Source organism: Mycoplasma sp. 3398, from assembly GCF_053851555.1.
Window position 1 is genome coordinate 26,781 of record NZ_JBSQAW010000001.1, and the last position, 23,929, is coordinate 50,709.

Below are 23,929 nucleotides of genomic sequence, written 5' to 3' on the forward strand. Positions count from 1 at the left end.
TATAATTTAACGTTTTTTAGGTTAAACAAGTCTTTATAAGTAAACACATTGTTAATAAACATTAGACATTGTTTAATTTTTCAATGACCTGATTATAAATTTCACTATAGAGTTCATTATTTGTTTGTAACAATAGCGATAAATTAATTTGACCTTGGGCAATATTTTGGCCATTATAGTTATATCATGAACCTTTACGAGAAATAATCATAAATTCCTCTGCTAATTGAATAATCTCATTAACCCTTGATACACCTTTTGAAAATACAATTTCAATTTGTGCACTTTTGTATGGTGGGGCTAATTTATTCTTAACAACCTTACATTTAATTTGATTCCCCGTTATATCACCGTTGCTAGTTATATTTTGTGACTTTCTTACCTCAAGCCTAATCGAGGAATAGAACTTAAGCGCCTTACCGCCAGTTGTAGTTTCTGGATTGCCAAACAACACTCCAATTTTTTCCCTTATTTGATTAAGAAATATAATCGTTGTTTTATTTTTAGATAATGTACCGGTAATTTTTCTTAATGCTTTCGACATTAATCGAGCTTGAGCACCAATTGTTTGGTCTCGCATTTCGCCATTTAGTTCAACTTCCGGAACTAATGCAGCCACTGAATCAATAACAATCAAATCGACTGCACCGGTTTTGGCTAATCTGTCAGCTATTTCTAATGCCTCTTCACCAGAATTTGGTTGAGCTAGAATTAAATTTTTAATATCGACGCCAAGGTTTTTAGCATATATTGGGTCAATAGAATGTTCAGCATCAATAAAAGCAGCAATACCGCCATTCTTATGAATTTCGGCAATTGCATGTAATGCTAATGTAGTTTTTCCACTGCTTTCAGGACCAAATATCTCAACAATTCTGCCTCTTGGTCATCCACCAATTCCGAGAATATTATCAATGTTTAAAGAACCGGAACTAAAAGTTTCTGGAATTATGTTAGGTTCTTCTCCTAATAACATAATTGATTCCTTACCAAATTCTTTTTCAATTTCCTTCAAAATTTGATCAATATTAACAACCTTTTTTGTGTTTGTTTCATTCATATTTTTGCCTCCACTAATATTTTGCAATACTCGCTTTTAAAGTAGGGTATTTTAGGAAAAAATAGCGAAAACAGATGAAAAAAATATAAATTTGAATTATTTAGAAACAGCAAAAACTTGCTCAAGTTTTTTAATTGCTCAATCCTCAATTAAAAAGGAAAATGTAACATTTTTAGTATCATTATTTTTATAAAAAGTATCAATAATTTTGTATGAATAAATGCCATTTATTGACTTAATTTTTTCAATGATTTCTTCAACAGTTTCGTGTTTATTTAGTTCAAAAGTAATATCCCTTGTTTTTATAGGTTCATGTCGATAATTAATAAAAGTATTAGAATCATTTAATAATTTATCAAGCATTATTTCTGCAAAAATATAATCTGAGTTAATAATTTGGGGATGAATTTTAGCTATATATCCAATCATTTCTGACCCTAGATAAATAACACATGATGCGTTGGGATGAAAAATTGTGCTATGTGTTTTTTTAAACTCTAATTGTTTATTAGTCAATGACATAACATCTTGTTTAATTTCAGCAAATGATTTAATATTTGAACAAAGACCCAAAATATTCATTTTGCGCCCGATCATTCCGATATCAAAATAAGACCCTTTTTTAAAACCTTGTTTCTCATTATGAATAGCAACCTCATTCAAACTATGAATAAATGATAGACGAACCTGCGAGTGATCATAATTTTTTGCATCCACTGCATTCAAAATTTCTCTGATATTAAAAGGATCGAAAATGTTGTCCTCAGGTTTTATTAGTGTATATGTTCTAACATTTGAATAATTTTTATTTGCTAATGTTCTATAGTATTCATAAACGTTGTTAATATCATAATTTAATCTTGTTATTTTAGGTTGTTTTAGTGGAAAATTATCATAACCATAAAATCTAAAGACCTCCTCAACGAAATCTTGCAAAGTATTTAAATCATAGCGATAAGTTGGAAAAACAACAACTGATTCATCATTTTTAAATTTAAAATCAAGTTTAGATATTTTTTTCATTACATCATTAAACTTTTTAGTTTTATTAATTGAAAACCCTGCGCATTTATTCAAATATGATTTATCTATTAAGATGCTCTTCTTGTGGGTTTTGGAAACATTGATTTGATGCGAGTAATCAGTTAAATATTGAGCTAAAAAATTATAAGCCAAAATCAAAGAGCCATCCGATATCTCACGGCTTGCACGCATTGATGAATTTGTATTTAATTTGATTTGCTTAGCATTTTTTCTAACACTCATAATATTAAACGAAGCAAGTTCAAATATAACCTTTTGAGATTCTTTCTTAAATTGATATTGTTCTAAACCTATAGTAGCAGCAATAGATATAGGCGTTTCATTATTAAATACACAAAGTGCATTTTTTAATTCAACTTCTTTATTACCTAAAATATTTAGCTTACCGCTATAATAATCAACATTAAACACATTTGATTGCAGGTCTTCTTTATTATAAATATGACATGGGACGCCGGCAAATAAAAGCACTAAGTTGGTAAGGTCTACAGCATTATTAAATGTTTTAATGTTATGTCTTCATAATAGCATTTGTTCTTGTAATGAACATCTTAAATTACTATTAGACGCTTCAATCAATGAAAAAGAATGAGTATCATTTAACTTTTTGACCTCAAATGAAGAAATCAAGTTAGGGTTTGCCTTTTTTGGTCATTTTATCTCGGTATCAAAAAATGCCGCTAATTCTCTAGCCATAACAAGATAACATTGCGCATCAGCACGGTTAGAAAGAATTGAAACTTCAATCATATAATCATCTAAATCAAAATAGGTTATTGGGTCGATATTTAAATCTATTTTATCTAATTGAAATATTTGATTGCCAAATTCCTCTGGAATTACATTCGAATTAAAACCTAATTCATCCAAACTCACAAACATACCTTCCGAAGTAATGCCTTTCATTTTTCTTGGAGCAAAGATAATTTCTTTACTTCTCGAACCAGGAACAAAAGAAAGAACATACTGACCTTTTTTCATATTGGTTGCAGTTGTTTGAATAATAGCTTTATGTCCGTCACTATATTCAACCTCGCACACTGTTAAACGGTCGGCTTGAGGATTCTTGTATGTATTTGTAACATGACATATTTTTATACCTTCAACATCACTGAATTTATAATATTGTTCCACTTCAAAACCAATTGAATTTATTGCTTCAACAACATCCTCGATAGTATGAGTTTGTAAATTAGCTAGTCTACATAATGTTTTAAATGAAAAAATCATATTCTTAACTCCTTAAACCTCTATTTAAATTGATTTAAAAATCTTTTATCATTGGTATATAACTCTCGAATGTCTTCAATACCATATTTAATCATTGTAATTCTCTCAATTCCAATGCCAGCTGCAAACCCGTTCATCATATTAGTATAACCAGCAGATTTTAAAACTTTATCATTTAACATGCCTGCCCCCAAAACCTCAATTCATCTATTTTTGAAAAAAATATCAACCTCAACACTAGGTTCTGTAAATGGAAAATATGATGGACGAAGCCTAATTTTTATGTCTTCCTCAAGTACATAAGAAAGCATTTCTTTCAATGTATACATTAATGACGCAAAGGAAACATTACCCACGCTCACTAAATCAAGTTGTGTAAATTGGTGAGTATGTGTTTTATCTTCTTCATCATTTCTATAAACCTTACCAATGGCAAACTGTGAAAATTCCTTATTAGCAAATTTCTCAAGTGCACGAGCGCTTATTCCTGTATTATGTGTTCTTAAAAGCTCATTATTATTTAAATATAAGGAATCCTGCATTTCTCGCGCTGGGTGTGATGCAGGAATGTTTAAATTCTCGAAATTATATCTATCATTTTCAATTTCAGAATAACTTAGCTCAATATAACCATTAAATAAAAGCCACTCTCTAAATTTTTGAGAAACAAGATTAACGGGATGAATTGAACCTTCGTTTTCAACAGGAGTGGCATAATCCACAAAATCTTTTTCTAGTTGTTTTTGGATTTCTAAATTATTAAGTTTATCCTTTGCTATATCAAAAAAGTCTTCTGCTTGTTTTTTTAATTCTTGAATTTTTTTACCTATTTCTGGTTTTAATTCCTTAGAAGCTGTTTTTAATTGCTCCATTAATTGTTTTAATTCAGGAGAATTATTAAATTGATTTTTAATATTTTTTAAGTCTTCTAAATTATTGATTTTATCCAAATTAAACATTATTGTTCTCCTTTTTTTTAACTATTTCTCAGTATTGTTTAACTTTCTTTTCTCAACCTTGGCCTTGATATTCATATGTCTTTAAATTTATCAATTCATTAGGCAGATATTGTTGCTGGACTCAATGATAAGGATAATCATGAGGATACTTATATTTCTCTTTTTTAAAACTTTCAGACAAATTAAATTCCTTAAGATAGTAAGGAGGCTGATAAATTAAATTACGTTCCAATATTTTTTTAGTTTGTTGTATAGCAAGATATCCTGAGTTTGATTTGGGACTCAAAGAAATATTAAGAATCGCAAAACCAATCGGCAAATAACCTTCTGGTAATCCTAATCGCTCGAAACTTTCGATTGCTGCTAGCGTTTGTGGGCCGACCATTGGATTTGCTAACCCAACATCTTCATAAGCAGCGCATAACATTCGACGAAATAAATCGCTAGTGTCTCCAGTTTTTAAAATTAATAGCCCTCAATACAAAGCAGCATCAGGATCGGAACCTCGCAATGACTTATGAAAAGCACTTAGCAAATCATAATGATTATCGGCATTATTATCACTTGCAAAATTTATTGAGGGGACCAACTCTTTAATTTTTCCCAATGTAATATTATCACTTGTGCTAAGTTTACTTATAAGATCAACAATATTTATGGCTCCTCGAAAATCGCCGTTAGCCTGTGTGGCAATAAAATCTTGTATTTCAACATTTTTTAATCAGTCGAATTGCATTTGTATAGATATCTGTTGTAGTCTTTTTTTAATATCTTGTTGCGTTGGAAAATCCATTTCAATAATATGAGTTCTTGAACGCAATGCTGGTTGTATTTTAAAATAAGGATTCTCAGTAGTTGTGGCATAAATGGTAATAAAACCGTCTTCTAAGTAAGGCAACAAAATATCTTGTTTATCTTTATTCAATCTATGCAGCTCATCAATTATTAAAATGTCGTTATTTTTGATTTTTTTAAGTAAATCATCCTTCTTATCAATAGCAGCATTAAAAAAATCATAATTAACATTCATTTGATTAGCAAGAATTGAAGCTATTGTAGTTTTGCCACAACCTGGTTTACCATAAAAAATGAATGAAGAAAGGTCTTTATTTTTGATTATAGAATTGAAAAGGTTTCTTTTAATTTTTGAACAAACAAAATCATCTAAATTATTAGGGCGCAACTGATTAGATAGGTTTAATTTCATATTACTAATTATAATTGAAATTAAAAAACTATAAGAATATTCTATGATGGTGTTTTAAAAGCAACTCTCATTCAATTTAGCCATTAAAAAAGCGCACACTTTCGTGTGCACTTATTTATAAAATAAATTTATTTTGTTTCCTGTGTTGTAGTATCAACCACTGGTTTTGGGGTTGCTTCCTTCTTAACAAATTCTTTTTTAACTGGACCAATATAAGGCAAAATAGCAACTAATCTTGCTCTTTTGATTGCCAATGCTACCGCTCTTTGGTGTTTAGCACATGTTCCAGTTATTCTTGAAGATATAATTCTTCCTTGTAGATTTACTAATTTTGATAATAGTTCTTCATTTTTATAATCAACATAAGCAACAGGTAATTTATTTGAACAAAATTGACATGGACGTTTACGAACGAATAATTTCTTACGAACAATTCTCGCCATTTTTTTCTCCTTTATTTAAAAGTCTCAACTCAAACCATCTATGGCATCATCAACATCACTTGTATGTTCCGTAGATGCTTGTTCACTAGTTGGAACCTTGTTATTTTCTTCATTGGAAATGCTAAACTCTTTAAAATTATTTTTTCTTCTAGCCTCAGTAACTTCTCGCGATTCAAGAGATTGTATTTTATCAGCACTAACAACATAATTATTAATTAATTGACCATTTTGATCAGTTGTTCTTGTTGATTGGAAAGTTCCCTCAACTAGCATCAACGACCCTTTATCTAAAAATTTGTTAATAAATGATGCATTGCTTCTTCACGCTACGCATGGAATAAAATCCGCAACAGGTTCAGAGTTAGGCGTCGAATATGTTCTAGTTACAACGATTGTAAACCTTGAATATTCAACGCTTGAAGCAGTAATCCCCTTATATGGCTTTGAAGCTAGTCTTCCGACTAAAATAACTTTGTTCATAACTTTTGCCTCCAATAAAATAAAATTAACTATTTAGCCACTGGTTGTTGTTTTTTAATGTATGGTCTTCTTTGTTCATTTCTTCTATCATTTGATGTTGCTTCTTTGTTTTCATTTTTATCAAATGATCTTCTATTTTCAAAATTTCTTTTTGTAAATCTTCTTTGTTTTCTTGGCTTCAATCCTTTTTCTGAATTTAAATTAATAATTAATGATCTAATAATTGACTTATCAATATTAAATTTTCTTGTTAATTCTTTTATTAATTCAGGTTGTGCACTTGTTAAAATCAAGAAATATGTTGCACGTGTTAATTTGTTAATTGGATACGCTAATTCAGTTCTCTCTAATCTTTCGAATTTTGTGTTTTTTTCATCTAATACTGAGAATATTAAATCCTTAACACTTTCTTCTGTTGATGTAGGGTTAACTAGAATCATAATTTCATATTTTGACATTATAGTTCTCCTTTTGGACTTTTGGGCCTTTATATTTTGGCCAAGGAGTCTCACCCTTTTGTTAATAATTTTTTAAAATTAAAATATTTTAACCTAATTATTTTACTAGAAAATATAGGGATTTTTTCAATATATAAATTTTATGGTTAAGTTACACAAAACACAGTTATTTTTCTAGTTCTTCAAGAATTTTCTTTGTTGTTTTAAATTGAAACTTTGCGACGTTATATAACTCAGAAATCCCAAATTTCTTCACAAAACTAACTCCTTGTTTAATAACCAAATCGCTTGCTCCAAGTATAAAATCAAAGCCATCATAATTAGCTTTTTGAGCTTCCATCTTTTTAAGAAGAATATATCTTGCTAAAATGGAAGCGCAAGCCACGGATAAAAATTTATCCTCAGCTTTTGTTTCTTGTACCAAACTAATTCTCTCAAAAATATTCTTCTTGATAAGATTCTTATTATAAAGGTTTGCTATATGCTCATTGAACTTATTCAATGTTGTATATTGGTCAATAACAACTTTTTTATTATTTTTTACAATATTCTGCAATCTATCAATTGAATTAATATGAATAAGAGTTTTAACTGCATTATTATTAATTCCAAACTTAATCAAGTTATTATAACCCTTCTGACTCATTGTTGTATCCTTAAACAAAACAACATTATTTTTAATAATGTATTCAGCAATCCCCATTATCTTAGAATCACTAAGTTTTTTACTATCCTTAACGCCAAGATTTTTAATTAATTGAATATTTTCTTCCGGAATAAAACAAGCAACTGAAACAATAGGAGCAAAATAATCGCCTACTCCTGTTTCATCAACGCCAATATAATCAGAATCTTTTGTCATCATATTATTTTTCGTCTTTATTATAAAAATTATCGGCTTTTACAGTTTTTAAATTCTTCTTTGATTCATTTTTTAGGTTCTTAGCCATTTCAATATATTTATCTGGATTATCTAAGAATTCATCAATAAAGTATCCAACAGCTCCTTCTTTATTTGTTTGAGGCATCACAACTGTCGAAACCTTCTTAATTGCTTGCTCAGCGTTCGCAGGGCAAACTCCCACATTACCGATTTCATACATGCTCAGATCGTTATATGAATCTCCCATTACAATGGTATCGTCAATATCAATGTTGTAATATCTCATCATTAAAGAAATAACCTTACCTTTATCAACTCCAATAGATGTAATATCAAAAACAGGGCTTAATCCTTCACCTTTTGATCAAGATGAAAATTCGCCAAGATCTCCATATCTTCTTTTTAAATATGTTAATAAATCAAGAACATCAGTTGTAGGTTGACAATCAAAAACTATTCCTGTTGGTTTTAAGGGTAATTTTTCCAAATTTATTGATTCGCGGAATTTTGTAGCTTGATTAAAACCAAAGACCTTCTCTAGGTTCGGATCTCTATGCATTAATTGAACTCAGTCCGGCCCTTCAATAGCATAATTTGAAATTTCTTTTTTAACTTTTTGATCACCTAAAATGTATAAAACCTCATTCAAATCAAGATATGTTATTGTTGGTATAAAGAATGGATCTGCAGGATTATGTATATGAGCTCCATTATAATTACCCACAATAGCGTTTAATCCAAGTTTTTGATAAACCGGCATTGTGCTTCTTCATGGTCTACCAGTTATGATAGATACAATATGTCCTTCCTTAATAGCTCTCTTGATTGCTTCTTCTGTTTTAGGGTGAATAGTTCCAGCACCAGAATCTGCTAACAATGTACCATCAAGATCAAGAGCAAATAAAAATCTTCTATTATTTGATTCTTTATTAAAAGCCATTTTTTTCCTTTCTTCAAAATTTAAATATTTATTTTCTTTAAAAATAAGGTAGAAAATAGAAAATGAGACACATAGTCTCTCTTTCTATTTCTTTGTTCCAAAAATACGGTCACCAGCATCTCCTAAACCAGGAAGAATATAGTTATTTTCATTTAATTCTTCATCTTTTGAAGCTAAATAAATATCTACATCAGGATGCTCAATATTAACCTTGTTAATCCCTTGTTCAACACCAACCAAACATATAAGTTTAATGTTTATAAAACCTTGTTTTTTTAATCTACTAATAGCATCGCAAGCCGATGAACCTGTTGCCAACATTGGGTCAACAATAATTACATAGCTATCTTTCTCAACATTAGGAATTTTAAAAAAATACTCAACTACTTGTGTGGTTTCCTCGATACGATACATTCCAATATGACCAACTCGAGCTTGTGGTACTAAATCTAATATACCATTAACCATACCAAGACCAGCACGCAATATAGGAATAATAACAATCTCCTTATCCAATTGCTCGCCATGAAAAATTGAACCTGTTGGTGTTTTGACCTCTAACGGCTTAGTTTGATAATCTCTTAACATTTCATAAACCATTAAAGATGCTATTTCATTAAGATTTTGCCTAAACTCATTATGAGTGGTGTTTTCGTCTCTCATCTTTGTCAACTTAGCATTGATAAGAGGGTGTTGAAAAATTTTTACCATATTTTGTCCTTACTTATTTGTTAAATTTTTAACTAGTAATTTGAACTATTATCTACTTTACCTTCGATAATTGTAACTGATTTTGAGGTACCTAGTCTATTAGCGCCTAATTCAACCATTTTTAATGCATCATCCTGTGATTTGATTCCACCAGATGCTTTAATTAATAAATTATCCTTAGCGACTTCCTTCATAATTTTAATATCTTCAAAACTTGCTCCTCTATATGAAAAACCAGTTGACGTTTTAATAAAATCAGCACCTGATTGTAATACTATTTCAGTTGCTTTAGCAATTTCTTCATTTGTTAGTAGTGCTGTTTCAATAATTACTTTTAAAACTTTATTACCACAAACTTCTTTAATTGCTTTAATTTCATTAAGAACATATTCATATTGTTTGTCTTTAAAACGCCCAACATTCATAACCATATCAATTTCATCTGCGCCGTGTTCAAGAGCGATTTTTGTTTCAAAAACTTTAACACTTGCAACGTTATATCCTAATGGGAAACCAATAACTGTGCAAATTAAGACATCAGTATTTTTTAATTGTTCTTTTGCGTATTTAACATAAGAAGGCGCTATACAAACAGATTTAAAGTCATATTTTTTAGCCTCTTCTATTAATTTATCTATATCTTTTGTTGTTCCTGCTTGACCAAGGAAGGTATGATCAATTAACTTATTTAGCATTTTTTTTCTCCTATTTTTTGTTTTTTAATTACATTAATTTAGTTAGAACTTCTTTGGTTTCAAAAGGTTTTGAACCAAACTCAATTTTATCTATTAAATCATTAGATAGCTTTTCATCGATTGGTTTAGATGAATATAAAGTAAATAAAACATCACCTTTTTTAACAAAATCATTTGTTGTTTTATTTAAATAAACACCAGCATCAAAATCAATATTATCCTCTTTTTTGCTTCTTCCAGCGCCAAGTTTCATGGCCACTAATCCAAATTCAATAGCTGAATTAATTTTTAGATATCCTTCATTTTGTGAAATGATTTCAAACTTATATGTTGGATTAAATCAATTAGATTCATAAACTTCATCAACATTTCCGTTTTGCGCTTTAATTCATTCATTGAATTTTTGCAATGCTTTACCATTAGCGATAACTTCTTTAATCATTGCTCTGGCATGTTGCTCATCTTTAGCATTATTTGAAATAGTAAGCAATGTAGCACCCGATGAATATATAATTTCGGTAAAATCTTTAGGACCCATACCTTTTAAAGTATCCACTGCTTCGAGAATTTCAATTTTATTACCAATAGCACGGCCAAGAGGTTTCTCCATATTTGTAATTTCAACTGCAATCTTTTTGTTTAATTTTTTACCTATTTCAATCATTAATTTACCAAGTTTTTCAGCTTGATCAATATTTTTCATAAATGCCCCATTACCACATTTAACATCTAAAAGTATACAATTTGAACCTGTTGCTAGCTTTTTAGACATAATTGATGAAGCAATTAAGGGTATGGATTCCACAGTGCCTGTAACATCGCGTAGTGCATAAATCTTTTTATCTGCTGGAACTAGTTTCTCGTTTTGTCCCACTACTGCAATGTGATGTTTTTCAACAACAGTCTTAAATTGATTGTCCGTTAGAGATATCGTATATCCGGAAATTGATTCAAGTTTATCCAATGTTCCGCCAGTGTGTCCTAGGCCACGGCCAGACATTTTAGCAACTGTAAGACCAAGCGCCGCTAGTATTGGACATAACACAATACTTACCTTATCTCCAACTCCGCCCGTTGAGTGCTTGTCAACAATAGTTGTATTTAAATATGACCAATCAATTGTGTCACCCGAATTTATCATTGCATTAGTTAGATACGATGTTTCTGTTTCATTTAATGAATTTAAACGAATTGCCATAAGAAGGGCTGAAGCTTGGTAGTCAGGAATATTTCCATTAACATAGTTTTCAACAAAGAATTCTAATTCTTCCTTTGTTAATTCTTCTCTATTAGCCTTCTTATTTATGATATCAATTATTCTCATTATTGAAAATCCTTAGCAAGTGCAAGAGCAATTTTCATCATTCCATTAAATGAATTTTGTCTTTCTTCACTAGTTGTAAATTCATTTGTAACTAGATTATCAGAAATTGTTAACAATGTTGCAGCTTTTTTGTTTAATCTTTCAGCAACAGTAAATAAACCATATGCTTCCATTTCTGCACAAACCGCACCACCAGATGTTTCAATTCTTTCGCTAATAGTTTTTTCTGTATAAAATGCATCTTCACTTAAGATTCTTTCAAAATGAACATCCATTCCCAACTTTTTAGCATAATCTAAGATCAATTCATTCAAGTCATGACTTGGTATTGCGATATTATTTTTATCTCCTTTAATAATTGAACTTCTAAAAGCTGTACTTTCGCTATATGCAGATGATGCAAGAACGATTTCATAATTTTTTAATTCTGCTTTAAACGATCCTGCTGAACCAATTCTAACGATTGCTTCAACACCATATTCTTTAAATAGTTCATATGCATAAATTCCGATTGATGGAACACCCATCCCGGAAGCGCACACAGAAACTTTGTTTCCTTGATAAAAACCAGTATACATTAAGACATTTCTTACATTAGAAACTAATTCAACATTTTCTAAGTAATTATCAGCTATATACTTAGCTCTCAAGGGATCACCAGGCATTAAAACTAACTTTGCAAACGCATTTTCTTTAGCATTTATATGAGGTGTCATAAAATCTCCTTTTTTCTTATTTTTTTCTTATATATTTCCATATTTTTAATTACATTAAAAATTTTATTACAAAATTAGTTTTTAATTATCTTTATGATATATAAAAGTCCTAACAAATTTGATTATTATCATTTATAAGTGTAGCCCCCTCATTAATTAAATCAATATTTTGATCTTCACTTAAATGATCTCTAAAGAGTAAGCATTGCACATCTTTACCTTGGTCAAGAAACTCATTAATTGTTCCGTTATATTTTTTTTCCAATGAAGAAAGCAAAATTATCTTTTGACATAAACAAGCGTTAATTCTTTGTCTACTATAAAATGCATTTTTAGTTATGTGATATTCACTAGGATATTCGGATATAATTAAACAGTTATCATTTAAAAATTCTTTTAAATTTAAATTGTTTTTAGCATATTCAATTCCACATGGAAGCAATATAATAACCTTAAAATTACGCTTCAAAAATGTTTTTAGGATTTTTTGCTCTAATCCAGTCCAATATAAATTAATAAACACGCTATCATTGTCATTTTTGTATTTTTCTATATATTCAATTATATTTTTTGTTTCATATGATCCTGTTAAGTAGATGCATTGTTGCCTATTGCTTTGTTTTAAGATATTAAGATTTCCTTCATAAAATAACACAAATGGTGGCTTAGTTATATTTAAAAGTTGTTTAGGGTATTCATCATCTAAAATAGTTATAAATTTTTTATTTTTCTCATGAATTTTAAATTTAAATGTATCAAATTCTTCTTCTTTAATTTCTTCCTTATTTTTTATTGCCTTATAAACATCGTTTCAATCACCTTTGTATTTAAATATAAAATATAATAGTATTTCGTTCATTCGTCCTCCACATATAAACATAATATGCTAAGAAGATGATTTCTTCAATCAAATTGGGAAAAAACAGAGAAAATAAAAAGACACAAAAATGCCTTTTTTATAAAAAGATGAAATTCCATATGCTATATAAAATACATCTCCAATTTTTATCTAAAATTTCGCTAATAACACAACAAAAAGTATACTTAAATGACGTTATAATATTTATCTTTGCCTATTCTAGTGTATTTCAAATCATTTTTGTAGTTTCTATTCTAATGTTGTTTTAATAAATAATTTTTATGAATTACGCTTGCAAAATAGTAAATTTTAAAGAACGATAAAATTACAAATAATGATGATGATAGAAATAGAAATGCTTCTAATACTTCTAGATTTTCATAATAAATTATCGAAATGGCTTTGTGCTTTGGATTTAAGAATTCAGTCGGTTTATTGCTTTTTAGTTTTCATAAAAGAACATCAATTGCATTGAGTAAGGTTGCATCTAGTATAACTGATATCGATAATAAAATTATGTTAATTGCAAATAATATATTAATTATTATAGTGTTCGTTTTAGATATAGTTTTTATTTTTGATTTAAAACATATATATAAGATAACGGAAAATGTGATTAATATTATCCCTAAAACTAAAATTGTGGCTCTAAATCCACTATATCAAAATATTGCTACTGCTTCCTCATGTTTAATGACTTGAGGATAAGATTGCCGGGCTTCATAATCCAAAAAATACTGCGTATATAGAAGTGTTATAATAAAAAATAAAACTACAAATATTGTATAAATGGTTAGTATTGCTATTCATTTTGATTTAGAATTGTTTTTATTTTCCATTATTTATATTCTGTATATCTTCTTTCTAATGATGAAGCAAAACCAAATATTACAAATATAATGTAAGCAATAACCAAAATAGTTACAATAGCAATAATTATTTTCTTCTTTTTACTCATTATTTAATATACCCCTTTTCTTTTAGTAAAAAATTCATTTCATTCCCATCATATTTAACTCCATTATAATTAAACATTTTTTCTAATTTATCTCTTTTCTTATTATTTATTACAAAATTATAATCTCCAGCAACATGATTTTTTGATATTATCATTTGCGAATAATTTTTGTCTCATCCATAGTTACACAAAAATCTTCCATCCTCATATGCACCATACGCAACAATTACATGCCCACTTTTTCATAATTTCTTATCGCCGTCATCTTGAGATACCCCTGTATAAAATCCCGCCAAGGCAGTTGGCCTCTTATAATCTACAATTGTTGACCAGGGTTGGCCAAAGATATAGTCACCTCAATATGAATAATTAATTTTAGAGTTATATCATTTGTTATTTAATATTGATTCTGCAATATATTTTGCCTGTCATCAATAATTAACACCGCCACCAAACCATGTTTTTTGATATAAATATTTCAAAAAATTACTATCTAATTGAGGAATTAGAGCATAATTTAAATTAGTCTTTAAATCATTGTATGAATTAAATGAACCATTCGGAATCCTTAAAAAAGTTTTTCTTTCTCAACTGTTATAATATCCTGAAGATTCAAATAATTCATTATATAAAATTAACATATTAATAGCTACATAACCGCAAATTCCACCATTAGATTTTTTTAAATATTGTTCACTTTTGGTGTAATATGAAGGAAACTTCTTATAATATTGAAATTCATCATTATCGTTTGGAATAAATGAATTTTCTTCACTATTTAAGCCATAATTATTATAATCAGCTACCTTAAATCACCACGAATTAGCAACCTCATGGTCAGCATAAATAAGTCCGTTTTTTTCCTTATTAATTTTATATTTTTTAAATTCTTTTTCCGTTTTAGCATTTTTTACTTCAATATAATTGCTTTTTTTAAAGTGGATATATTCCGAAGAAATAAGATTGTTAGGATCTCTTTCTCTTTCATGAGGTAATATTTTTTCCTTAGGTTCTATAATAATAGTTTCATTAAAACCACCGTTTCCAAGATATTCTAATTGTCTGGCTTCTCTTAGATAAAAATTATCGAATTTCAAATCTGGATTTACTTCATAAATTTTCTTGGTTTTATTGCTAATAACAGAATAACCTTTATCATTAAATCAATACATTTTACCAGTTAAAAAATTGGGGATACGGTTACTCACGACATCAAACTCTCTAACTATTTTAGTATTTTGTCTACCCGTAAGCTTTATGTAATCGTACAAAACATAAAAACGTTGTTTCTCTTCATCACTCTGAAATTGATCATTAGAAATTTTAGCCGATATGACAAATAGAGGCATTATAGTTAGTATAGGTAATAATAATTTCATTCTTTTCATAATTGTTCCTTTTTAACATCCATATATATTTAATTTTATTCCAAAATATAATGTAGATACCCAATTCACCAAATAATGAAAATTAGTGACTTATTTTTTGTTAAAAAAAGATAAAAGGCTTTAGTTTTCGCTTTTTCTCTATAAATTTATTTTTTATATAGTTCTTAAAATTAGACTAAATTTATTAACGCCTAAATGCTGCGCATAAAAAAAATAAAAAGGCACAAAATGCCTTTTTGCACGATAAACCGCTTTTTGTTCTGTAAATTAACAGCGCCAACTATTTATCTAAACATATTAAAATAATATGCTTCCCGATCTTTATTCATTTATATTAATCAGGTTCCCCTACCAAAATTTGGGTTTCTAACTCATGGAGTTTACATCGTTGCACCTTAACTAAATAAGCTCGTCTCTGTTGCACTAGTCGTCAATTATTTAAATAACTGCCTAGGCTTATTTGGCCTAGCATGATCACTACTTGCATCGCAGCAAGTGCTAGAGCGGATTTTCCTCTACATAAAATAATTATGCAGCAGTTGGCTGTGCATAATTATTTTACTCTATTTTTATTTTTTTAGCTAAATCCTAATAGAAATCTTCGGGATTAATTTTATCAAGTCCAGACCATGATGAATTCGAACGCTTATTATTTAATTTCATGAATTTACCATAACCGCCTTCTTTTAAAGTTAGTAAGATATATTCTTTTTTAGAAATCTCATATGCTTGTCCGCCCTCGCTAATCTTATATTTAAATCTAGTTAAATTACCCTTTTCTTTATCATTATAACCAGAACTAGTAATTAAATAAGTAATTGATTCAGGACCATAATTACTATCATCAAAGTAAGTTCATGACTTGACAAATCAAAAACCAGATTCACTTACTGCATAATTAGTAAATTGACGACGATCAATATCTTTTGTAAAATAGCTTTGCATACCTGAAAATTTAGAGCTTAAAAACGGAATGGCCGAAATGTTAGTTCCTTCCTGAATCTCTCATAATAACGAACGAACACCTGTATATAAATTAATTTTTCTTCGACTCACATCACGTTGAGCAATATCTGTTTCACGCCCAAATGTTTCAAAAAGAATATAATCAATCGCTACCTTAAAACGATATAACGCCTGCCATTCAGGTGTCTTAGATCTGACTTTAAAACTACTATCTTGAGTTTTTTGATTCTTATAATATTCAATACTTAACATTTTAAAGATTTCATTAATCAATGACAGTGCATCAAGGTCAGGAGAAATATTATCTGGATCATTATTTTGAATGTTACTCGTTGAAGTCGAATTGCTTAATTGTCCAATACTTACAAAATCAAGTAGAGTATTAATATTGGTACGCTTTGTTGGATCGGGATTCATATTAATGTTTCGCAAACCATTATATAAAACCGAATCCTTTAAATTACTTTTTCCAAATAATAGATTTATAAGCTTAATCAAGCGAGCACCATTAATAGCCTTAGTTTCACCAACAAAAGAAGCAATAATCTTAAGATCATTAAATGAAAATCCGGCCTTAATTTTTTCAATGGCATCAAGAAGTCATTTGACTGGTTCAAATATTGAGAAATTTTTACTATAGCCAACAATGTGATCGATAGTTCTCTTAACAACTTTTCGTTTATAAAAATCAGTTTTGATTAATTCTTTAAAAATAGCGCTAATTAATTCTTTGATAAATGAAATATCTTCGGCTGTAACATTTTCCAATTTTAAATAATTTAATACATGACCAATAACAATCTTCATTAAATCATCGTCTTCAACAACTGCTTCTAGTACTTTTGTTACATTATCTTTTAATTTTTGCGAAACTTTTTCTAATGTTTTAGTTACTATTTCACCAATATTTGCTGCTTGGACTTTTGGTTTTGTTAGAAAATCAGATATAACATCGCTAATTAACGTTTTTAAAATTGGTTTGTCTACAAATTTATCAACTATAGTTTGCAATTCGGACTTAGGTATTAAATCCTGTTTTATTTCTTGCCATTTTATCTTTTTAATTTGGTCTTTAAAGATTGTATGAACAACCTCGATTATTGCTTCCTTGCCAACAGTTTCGCTAGAATCAAGTGAACCATTCAAGCCAGTTAATACATTGAATATTGTGCCTTCAATATTCTTTAAAAACTCTTTTTGTTCATCAGAAATAACTGGATTTAGCACATTTTGAGTGTTATTAGATATTGTATGTTGGTTGTTTATTTGATTAGTCAATTTTGGTATATTTCTTTCCAAATAATGATATAAAGAACTAAATTCTTTAACTAACTGTTCTTTTGATATGTTATTTCCAATAAGTGATTTAAACATATCCTCTATATTTTGGGATGTAAATAAAACCTTTCAATCGATTTTCTTTAACCCTGAAATTATTTTTGATATCAATATATTTTGATCAAAATGGCCCTTTGGGTCAATAATATCAATGTCAACAAGACTCTCAAAAAGCTTACTTATTATGTCTGATACAATATTTTTATTACCTAGATTTTTAATAATTCTGGTACCCAAGTTAGCAATATTTTCAAACTCGTCGCTAGTTGAATCAAATTTTAATTCTAAATGAATTGCATTCAACACAAATTTAACTAAACTATTAATATACGCTTCATCAGAAGTGGCATTAGAAACAATTTTTTTAATAAAGTCACTGATCGAAGACTTATTTAGGTTCAAAAGTTTCTTAATTAATTCATTTATATTATGAATATTCTCTAATGATTTTGGGTCTAAGGAAATTAGTGTATTAATAAAGTTAGTTATAAGGTCCTTAGTATCGTCCTTATCAAAGATAAATTCAATAATCTTTTCTTTTGTTTTGTTAGCAAAATCTCGAGCGTTTGAGTCAACTTTTAAAATAAGATTTGTTAAAAAGTCTAATTTAGTTTTTACATACTCTTTTATTTTTGGAGATTTACGTATCTTTTGAACTAGACTAGGAATTTCTTTTTTGATAGACTCGCGATCAGAGGCATTTAAAATTGAAAATCCAACTTTAATTAATCTAAAAATATCATTTATATTTATCTTAATTCCCTCTTTTTTATTGAACTCAACAATTGTTTTATTCTTTGATTTTTCTTGCAAAGTAACAGATGGAGTAGCAAAAAGTAACTCTAGCTTATCAAAATTATTTATAACTAAAAGAATAATATTAGCTAAGTCATGCGAGTCTAATCCTGATAAGAATTGGTCTAACTTATCTATGTTTATTTTATTAAATATGCTAATAAGGTCGAACGCACTATTAAAGTTATATTTCTCAAAATTGAATTGATATTGGTTAATATTTTTAACTAATAATTTAATGGCAGATTTAGTTATAGCATTGCTTATATTAAGATCTGGGAGGAAATTAATTGCCTTGTTAAATATTGCTTTTAGCGATTCTTTTTGGCCGTTTTTAAATTCAATGCCATTAAGTTTTTCGGCAACAAATTCAACTAAGAAATTAGCAATTGATTGCTTTAATTGTTCGCTTTCTTTTGATAATAAAATATCATTTAGAATTAAGTCTACCTTTTTAATTATCCAATCCTCGTTAACTATGAAGAAATTCTTAAATCAGCCTTCAAAAGAATCTACATTCTTTAGGACATCCTCAAGCAATAATTTTTCAATAATTTCATTGATATTTTGTGAAACAAGATCATTATATTTTAGATTAATAAGATCTTTCGTGTCTTTAATTATTGAAGTGAGAGCTCCTTTTGAATGTTCTCCTAAATTTAAATTAGATAAATTTATATTATCAAACATATTATTAATCAATTGTTTAGGATTAATATTTTTTAAAATAAATTCTAAAAACTCTTTTTTGCCTAACAATACTTTTAAAGTTTCTACAAGTTTTTTTTCACCTAGTGCTTTCTTGTCTTGTTTTATAATTAAAATATCAAAAATTTGTTCTATATTTTCCTTATTAAAACTAAATGTTTGTTTAAGGGCATCACTCAATTTTTTTTGGAAATCAATATAACTTGATGTATCTGTTAATTCGCTGAGTTTTTCTTCCAAATTCTTCTTTAATTTATGGATTAAAGGACTGTTTGGAATAGATTTTAATAATGATTTTAGGTAATTAAGAACTATTAGATCTTCATTGGCGCTAAATTTTATGTTTGCTTGTTGTTTTACTAAACTAATTAGATATCTGGCAATCACATCCAGCAATTCCTCGTCACCCAATATACGGTCTAAATTGGTTTTAATGAAATTTAATAAATTATTTGTTTTAACATTTTTAAATAATTTAATCGCAAGTTTATTTGCATCTAAAACTATTGGTTTGTCATCGGCAAATAAACTATTTAAAATCAAAACTAAACCTTGTTTATTTTCTTCGTTTAATAAAAGGCTATATGACTTGTTAATAATTAGACTAGCTAATAGTGAATAATCTCCTTTATTATTTAATATTTCCTTAATAACTGTCTGATTGCCATTTTTAAGAGTTTTAGATAGTAAATCAGATAAGAATTTCTTAAAACCTTCGTTTTCTTTTAGATCGTAGATAGCATCAACTAAATAAGGTATTAATTCCTTCTTATTTTCAGAAGAAAGTTTGTTCAATATCTTTTGAACTATACCTAAAATTTTTTCAACATTAATGTTTGGAATAGTTTTTTTAGTTGGCTCTTGCAATGAAGATGCTGTAGATTCATCATTTGTTGGCTTCTCGTTCAAAGCAAAAAGATGCACAGCATTCAGAAGAAGAGTTTTTAATAATGTTTTTAGCTCATCTTTTGATATCTTGTTAATAAAGAAATCCTCAGATGCTTCAACAATTTTTATAATATCTAAATCATCAATAAAGTCAACAATTTTTGCTCAGTCATATTTATTAAAATCAATACCAAATTTCTTGATATTTGAAGTCATTGTATTTAATAAGCTTTCGACCAATGGCCCAAATATTTTTTTATCCTTAACAAAGGCAATTGCTTTTTTGACTATCGATTTGATGTTTCCTTGTTCATTAACACTTAATTTTTTGTAATTAATTTGAGTAGAAATTAAATAAACAACTATATCAACAGTTTTTTGCTCGCTTTGTTGATTAACCAAAATAACATTGTTTATTATGTCTAAAATAAATTCCTTCAAAAATTCCTTATTTTCATTAATTAATAAGAAAAATAATTCATTTAAATTTTTTACATTTTTAATTTTTTCATTTGAAACTGAATTTTTAATTAATTCCTTAATTTTTGGATTTATCTTGTCATCTCATCTTTTAATTATTAATGCCAATACATTATTTAATAACCCTTTAACATCATCTCTAACATTTTGGGGCAGCTTTGCAAAATCAATCTTTTTAGGGATATCCGCAACAATTTTTTTAAGATTTAGCTTGTCAAGAATAAAATCAACATTATTTTCATTTTTTAAAAATATTGATAAAACATTAATAAATTTGTTAAATCCATCTTTTTCTTTTGTATTCTTTAGGCTTAAAAAATCAAGAAACATTTGTATTGCACCGGGGTTTGTTGATTCAATCAAAAGATTGCTTAATTCTTCTTTTAGATATAAACCCAGCTTATCAAAAGTATCAACTTTTGATATATCAATTTTTTTAGTTATCTTCTTAAAATTATCAATAAAGTGTTTAAATAAGTTTGAATCCTTAATGTTTCTTAAAATGCTTTGTATATAAGTTTCGATCAGTTCTTTTTCAACATTGGTTAGTTTTACATTTAACGATGAATTAATGTATGAGGTAAGAACATTCACTAATAATTTAGTATTTTCCTTACTCGATATTTGTTGCAATAAAGTCTCTACTAATGTTATCAATCCATTTTCTTGTACTCTTTTTAAGGTTGAAACAACAAAAGCAAATAGTGAACTTTTGTCATATAGCTTACCATTATCAACAATGTCATTTACCAAAAATTTTAGCTTATCAATAATTATCTTATTATTAACTGATTTATATAATGAAGAATAACTAGACTTTACAAACTCTTCTATATTATTAAATTCGGGATTTGCTGATAGTATTTGTTTCTCATAACCTTGTTTTTTAATGAAATTAATTAATGGATGTATAACAACATAGTCCCCAAGTCTATCTAAAATTTGGTTAAATAAGCTACCCTTTGCAGTGATATCGTCAATCAATAATGAAAATAAGTCTTTTATATAGTTCTTACCTGTTATATTCAAAATGTTATCAGAATTATTTGCAATATTTCTAAGCAATGTAAGCATAGCTTCTCTTGTTTGATCATCAAGCAGGTTACTTATATTATTTGAATTTATTATGTTTTCCGCTTGCACTAATCCAACTCCGAGATATTTTATTCCATTATAGTATTTATTAAGATCAATGTTAGGCTTTCTAGGAACATTGCTAATTAAAGCAAAAAAGACACGATTATTTTTATTGGCATCCTTTGTATTAAATAGCAACCCCTTCACAAATGCTTTAATAAATGAATGTGTATCTAACAACTTATTATCTTTGTATGAATCGAGTGTAGTTTCTACAAAAAGATCAAGAAGTTCATATGAATACTTAAAATCCTTTAGATTTTCCACTGTTGTTTGAATGAAATATTTAATGTCATCAAGTCTTTCTTGCGGCACTCTATAAACATTTTTTAAGGAGGTTGCAATCTTATCAATAATCTTTTTTAGAGATCCCTTATCTTTGGTTAATCAATCAACAATTGCTTGAAATAGAGAAATAATTTCTTTCTTAGAGTCCCTCAAAATATCATTTATGAAACCATCAAAATTAGTATTAGCAAAATATAATTCGCTTTTGCTTAATAAATTATCCACTGCCTTATTAACAAGATTATCAAATTTTACAACTATATTTTTATCCATTGTTTTCTTATCTCATAATGGCAATAGCTCTTGTGGAAATAGTTGCTTAATAGATTTGTTTGAAAATAATATTTTAATTAATGACGCTAAATTTTGTCTAATAAAAACCTTATTTTCAATTTTAGATAAATAGTTAGAATTTAATACTGATTTTAAGATTAAGTATATACTGTTTTTATCTTGAAATTCTTGCGTAAGAATTTTCCTAATTTCAGATGTTAAAGTATTTTGAGGAGATTTTTTTGCCAATAATTGTGAAACCTTGATATTTGCCTTATTAAGAAAGTGTTGAACATAAACTGAATCAAACAGCTGTTCAAATAATGAAACTATTAAATTATTTTTACGCTTAGATATCAATGAATTTATTAATTCATTAAATCATGTTTTTGCCTCTTTATCATTAATGCCAATAATTGAAAGAACGTTATCAATAAAAGTTTTAAGTTGTTCATTATTTAGCATTTTTATTTTACTACTAAATTCAGCCAAAACAGTTTGAGCAAAAACATTGCTTGATTCAGAAGCAATAAGACTACTATTTTTTGAATTTTTTTCAAATGGATACGGTTTCTTAAATGTATCTACATTATTTCCAACTACTCCAAAAATTAATGATTTAATTGTTGTTGCTTTTTTTATAAATGAAATTGCTTTATTGTGATTTGAAAATTCATTGTTGTTGAATAATGAATTATATTCTGTAATATTTGTAGACATTTTTGCAAATATGTCCTGGGCAAGTTTTTTATAACCGTTGACACTTGGAAAGATACTTAAATAATCAGTCGAAAATTGTTCAGCATTTTCATAAATGCTATTTTCAGATGAAAAACTATAATAGTTTAAACTCTCACTGTCGGCGATATTGCTAATTGTTTTATTCAATAAATCTGTTGTTGTTTTCAAAACGTTATTTTGAAAATTACCTTGAATATTGATAGTATGAATTAAGGGCGCACTATATCCAATTAGATTGATATTTATATTAGGATTTATTTGTTTTATTTCCCTAACTATCTCTGTATAATTTTTTGACAATTGTGCAATTCTTGCTGAAATAATTTTATTATAGCCTACAATAAATTGATTTTCTTCTTTTTTATCTTTAAATTGTCTTAATACTAATGACAAAATTTCATCTTTCTTAAAGATATCATTAAATCCTAATGAAATGGTTATAAAATTTGATTCTTTAATATTACTAATAACCTTTTTACTATTCAAATTAGCATTATACAAACCTAATTTTTTATTTAGATTTATTACCTCATTAAATTCATTTAAATTACTAGTATTGGTTGGTTTTAATAAATGCAATCAAGCATCAGTAGTAGAATAAGATAAACCCAGATTTTCATATCTATTTAATATTGTTTCATCATCATTAATTAGCGAGATTGAATTAGCTAAATATGAGGCATATGAAATTCCGTATACTTCATTATCTTCTTTGCTAAAAAAGTTATTACTATGAGCATTAAAACTATTATTATTTCCAGCCGCATAATCATCACCGATGGCAACATAATTTATTTTTCCGCTAACTGGTTTTTGAATATTTTTCTTTTGAATTTTAGGTTTTGCTTGATCTGGTGCTTTTTTATTATCACAAGAAATAGAAGTAATTGGGATTACTAATCCAAGTGATAAACCAACAGTTATTTTAGTAACTTTTTTAATCATTTCTTTCGTTTTCAT

At 27.8% G+C, this 23,929-nt stretch carries 17 protein-coding genes and 1 other RNA gene; 1 reads left to right on the plus strand and 17 read right to left on the minus strand.

What is annotated here, in order from left to right; translation table 4 throughout:
- Nucleotides 1–61 precede the first annotated feature (61 nt).
- The 14 genes from recA to ACWXVK_RS00190 all read right to left on the minus strand — a co-directional run bounded on the left by recA (nucleotide 62) and on the right by ACWXVK_RS00190 (nucleotide 13,009).
- A complete protein-coding gene (gene recA / locus ACWXVK_RS00125; protein ID WP_456016814.1) occupies nucleotides 62–1,060 on the minus strand; it encodes a recombinase RecA in 999 nt (332 codons plus the stop codon).
- Between the two features lie 96 nt (nucleotides 1,061–1,156).
- Nucleotides 1,157–3,334 (minus strand): phenylalanine--tRNA ligase subunit beta, encoded by a 2,178-nt coding sequence (locus tag ACWXVK_RS00130; protein ID WP_456016815.1) that lies wholly within the window; start codon nucleotides 3,332–3,334, stop codon nucleotides 1,157–1,159.
- A 20-nt stretch (nucleotides 3,335–3,354) separates the two neighbouring features.
- A complete protein-coding gene (gene pheS / locus ACWXVK_RS00135; protein WP_438340391.1) occupies nucleotides 3,355–4,293 on the minus strand; it encodes a phenylalanine--tRNA ligase subunit alpha in 939 nt (312 codons plus the stop codon).
- The gene (locus tag ACWXVK_RS00140) at nucleotides 4,286–5,500 is read right to left on the minus strand and encodes an AAA family ATPase (RefSeq protein ID WP_456016817.1); all 1,215 of its coding nucleotides are present in this window, start codon (nucleotides 5,498–5,500) and stop codon (nucleotides 4,286–4,288) included. Before ACWXVK_RS00140 ends, pheS begins: the two co-directional genes overlap by 8 nt.
- Nucleotides 5,501–5,628: 128 nt before the next feature.
- A complete protein-coding gene (gene rpsR / locus ACWXVK_RS00145) occupies nucleotides 5,629–5,943 on the minus strand; it encodes a 30S ribosomal protein S18 (protein WP_438340393.1) in 315 nt (104 codons plus the stop codon).
- 15 nt (nucleotides 5,944–5,958) lie between these two features.
- Nucleotides 5,959–6,423: a single-stranded DNA-binding protein gene (locus tag ACWXVK_RS00150; RefSeq protein ID WP_438340394.1), complete on the minus strand. Its 465-nt coding sequence runs from the start codon at nucleotides 6,421–6,423 to the stop codon at nucleotides 5,959–5,961.
- A gap of 29 nt (nucleotides 6,424–6,452) precedes the next feature.
- Nucleotides 6,453–6,881, minus strand: coding sequence for a 30S ribosomal protein S6 (gene rpsF, locus ACWXVK_RS00155; RefSeq protein ID WP_456013488.1), 429 nt, complete (start codon nucleotides 6,879–6,881; stop codon nucleotides 6,453–6,455).
- A 166-nt stretch (nucleotides 6,882–7,047) separates the two neighbouring features.
- On the minus strand, nucleotides 7,048–7,746 hold the full coding sequence (locus ACWXVK_RS00160) for a ribonuclease HIII (protein ID WP_456016818.1): 699 nt from the start codon (nucleotides 7,744–7,746) through the stop codon (nucleotides 7,048–7,050).
- 1 nt (nucleotide 7,747) lies between these two features.
- Nucleotides 7,748–8,704, minus strand: a complete 957-nt coding sequence (locus ACWXVK_RS00165) for an HAD-IIB family hydrolase (RefSeq protein ID WP_438340397.1) — start codon at nucleotides 8,702–8,704, stop codon at nucleotides 7,748–7,750.
- An 84-nt stretch (nucleotides 8,705–8,788) separates the two neighbouring features.
- A complete protein-coding gene (gene upp, locus ACWXVK_RS00170) occupies nucleotides 8,789–9,415 on the minus strand; it encodes a uracil phosphoribosyltransferase (RefSeq protein WP_438340398.1) in 627 nt (208 codons plus the stop codon).
- A gap of 32 nt (nucleotides 9,416–9,447) precedes the next feature.
- Nucleotides 9,448–10,110 (minus strand): deoxyribose-phosphate aldolase, encoded by a 663-nt coding sequence (deoC, locus tag ACWXVK_RS00175; RefSeq protein WP_438340399.1) that lies wholly within the window; start codon nucleotides 10,108–10,110, stop codon nucleotides 9,448–9,450.
- A 28-nt stretch (nucleotides 10,111–10,138) separates the two neighbouring features.
- On the minus strand, nucleotides 10,139–11,434 hold the full coding sequence (locus ACWXVK_RS00180; RefSeq protein ID WP_456016819.1) for a thymidine phosphorylase: 1,296 nt from the start codon (nucleotides 11,432–11,434) through the stop codon (nucleotides 10,139–10,141).
- Entirely contained in the window at nucleotides 11,434–12,150 is a 717-nt protein-coding gene (gene deoD / locus ACWXVK_RS00185) for a purine-nucleoside phosphorylase (protein ID WP_438340401.1), read from the minus strand. The genes ACWXVK_RS00180 and deoD overlap by 1 nt, the downstream gene beginning before the upstream one ends.
- A gap of 109 nt (nucleotides 12,151–12,259) precedes the next feature.
- On the minus strand, nucleotides 12,260–13,009 hold the full coding sequence (locus tag ACWXVK_RS00190) for a DNA-processing protein DprA (protein ID WP_438340402.1): 750 nt from the start codon (nucleotides 13,007–13,009) through the stop codon (nucleotides 12,260–12,262).
- A gap of 396 nt (nucleotides 13,010–13,405) precedes the next feature.
- On the opposite strand from ACWXVK_RS00190, the gene ACWXVK_RS00195 reads away from it, so the two are divergent.
- The gene (locus tag ACWXVK_RS00195; protein WP_438340403.1) at nucleotides 13,406–13,717 is read left to right on the plus strand and encodes a hypothetical protein; all 312 of its coding nucleotides are present in this window, start codon (nucleotides 13,406–13,408) and stop codon (nucleotides 13,715–13,717) included.
- Between the two features lie 249 nt (nucleotides 13,718–13,966).
- Here ACWXVK_RS00195 and ACWXVK_RS00200 read toward each other — a convergent pair whose 3' ends face one another.
- The 3 genes from ACWXVK_RS00200 to ACWXVK_RS00210 form a co-directional block, all read right to left on the minus strand.
- Nucleotides 13,967–15,355: a putative cysteine peptidase gene (locus ACWXVK_RS00200; RefSeq protein ID WP_456016821.1), complete on the minus strand. Its 1,389-nt coding sequence runs from the start codon at nucleotides 15,353–15,355 to the stop codon at nucleotides 13,967–13,969.
- 239 nt (nucleotides 15,356–15,594) lie between these two features.
- Nucleotides 15,595–15,906, minus strand: an RNA gene (gene rnpB, locus ACWXVK_RS00205) — RNase P RNA component class B.
- Nucleotides 15,907–15,943: 37 nt separating this feature from the next.
- The gene (locus ACWXVK_RS00210; protein ID WP_456016822.1) at nucleotides 15,944–23,929 is read right to left on the minus strand and encodes a hypothetical protein; all 7,986 of its coding nucleotides are present in this window, start codon (nucleotides 23,927–23,929) and stop codon (nucleotides 15,944–15,946) included.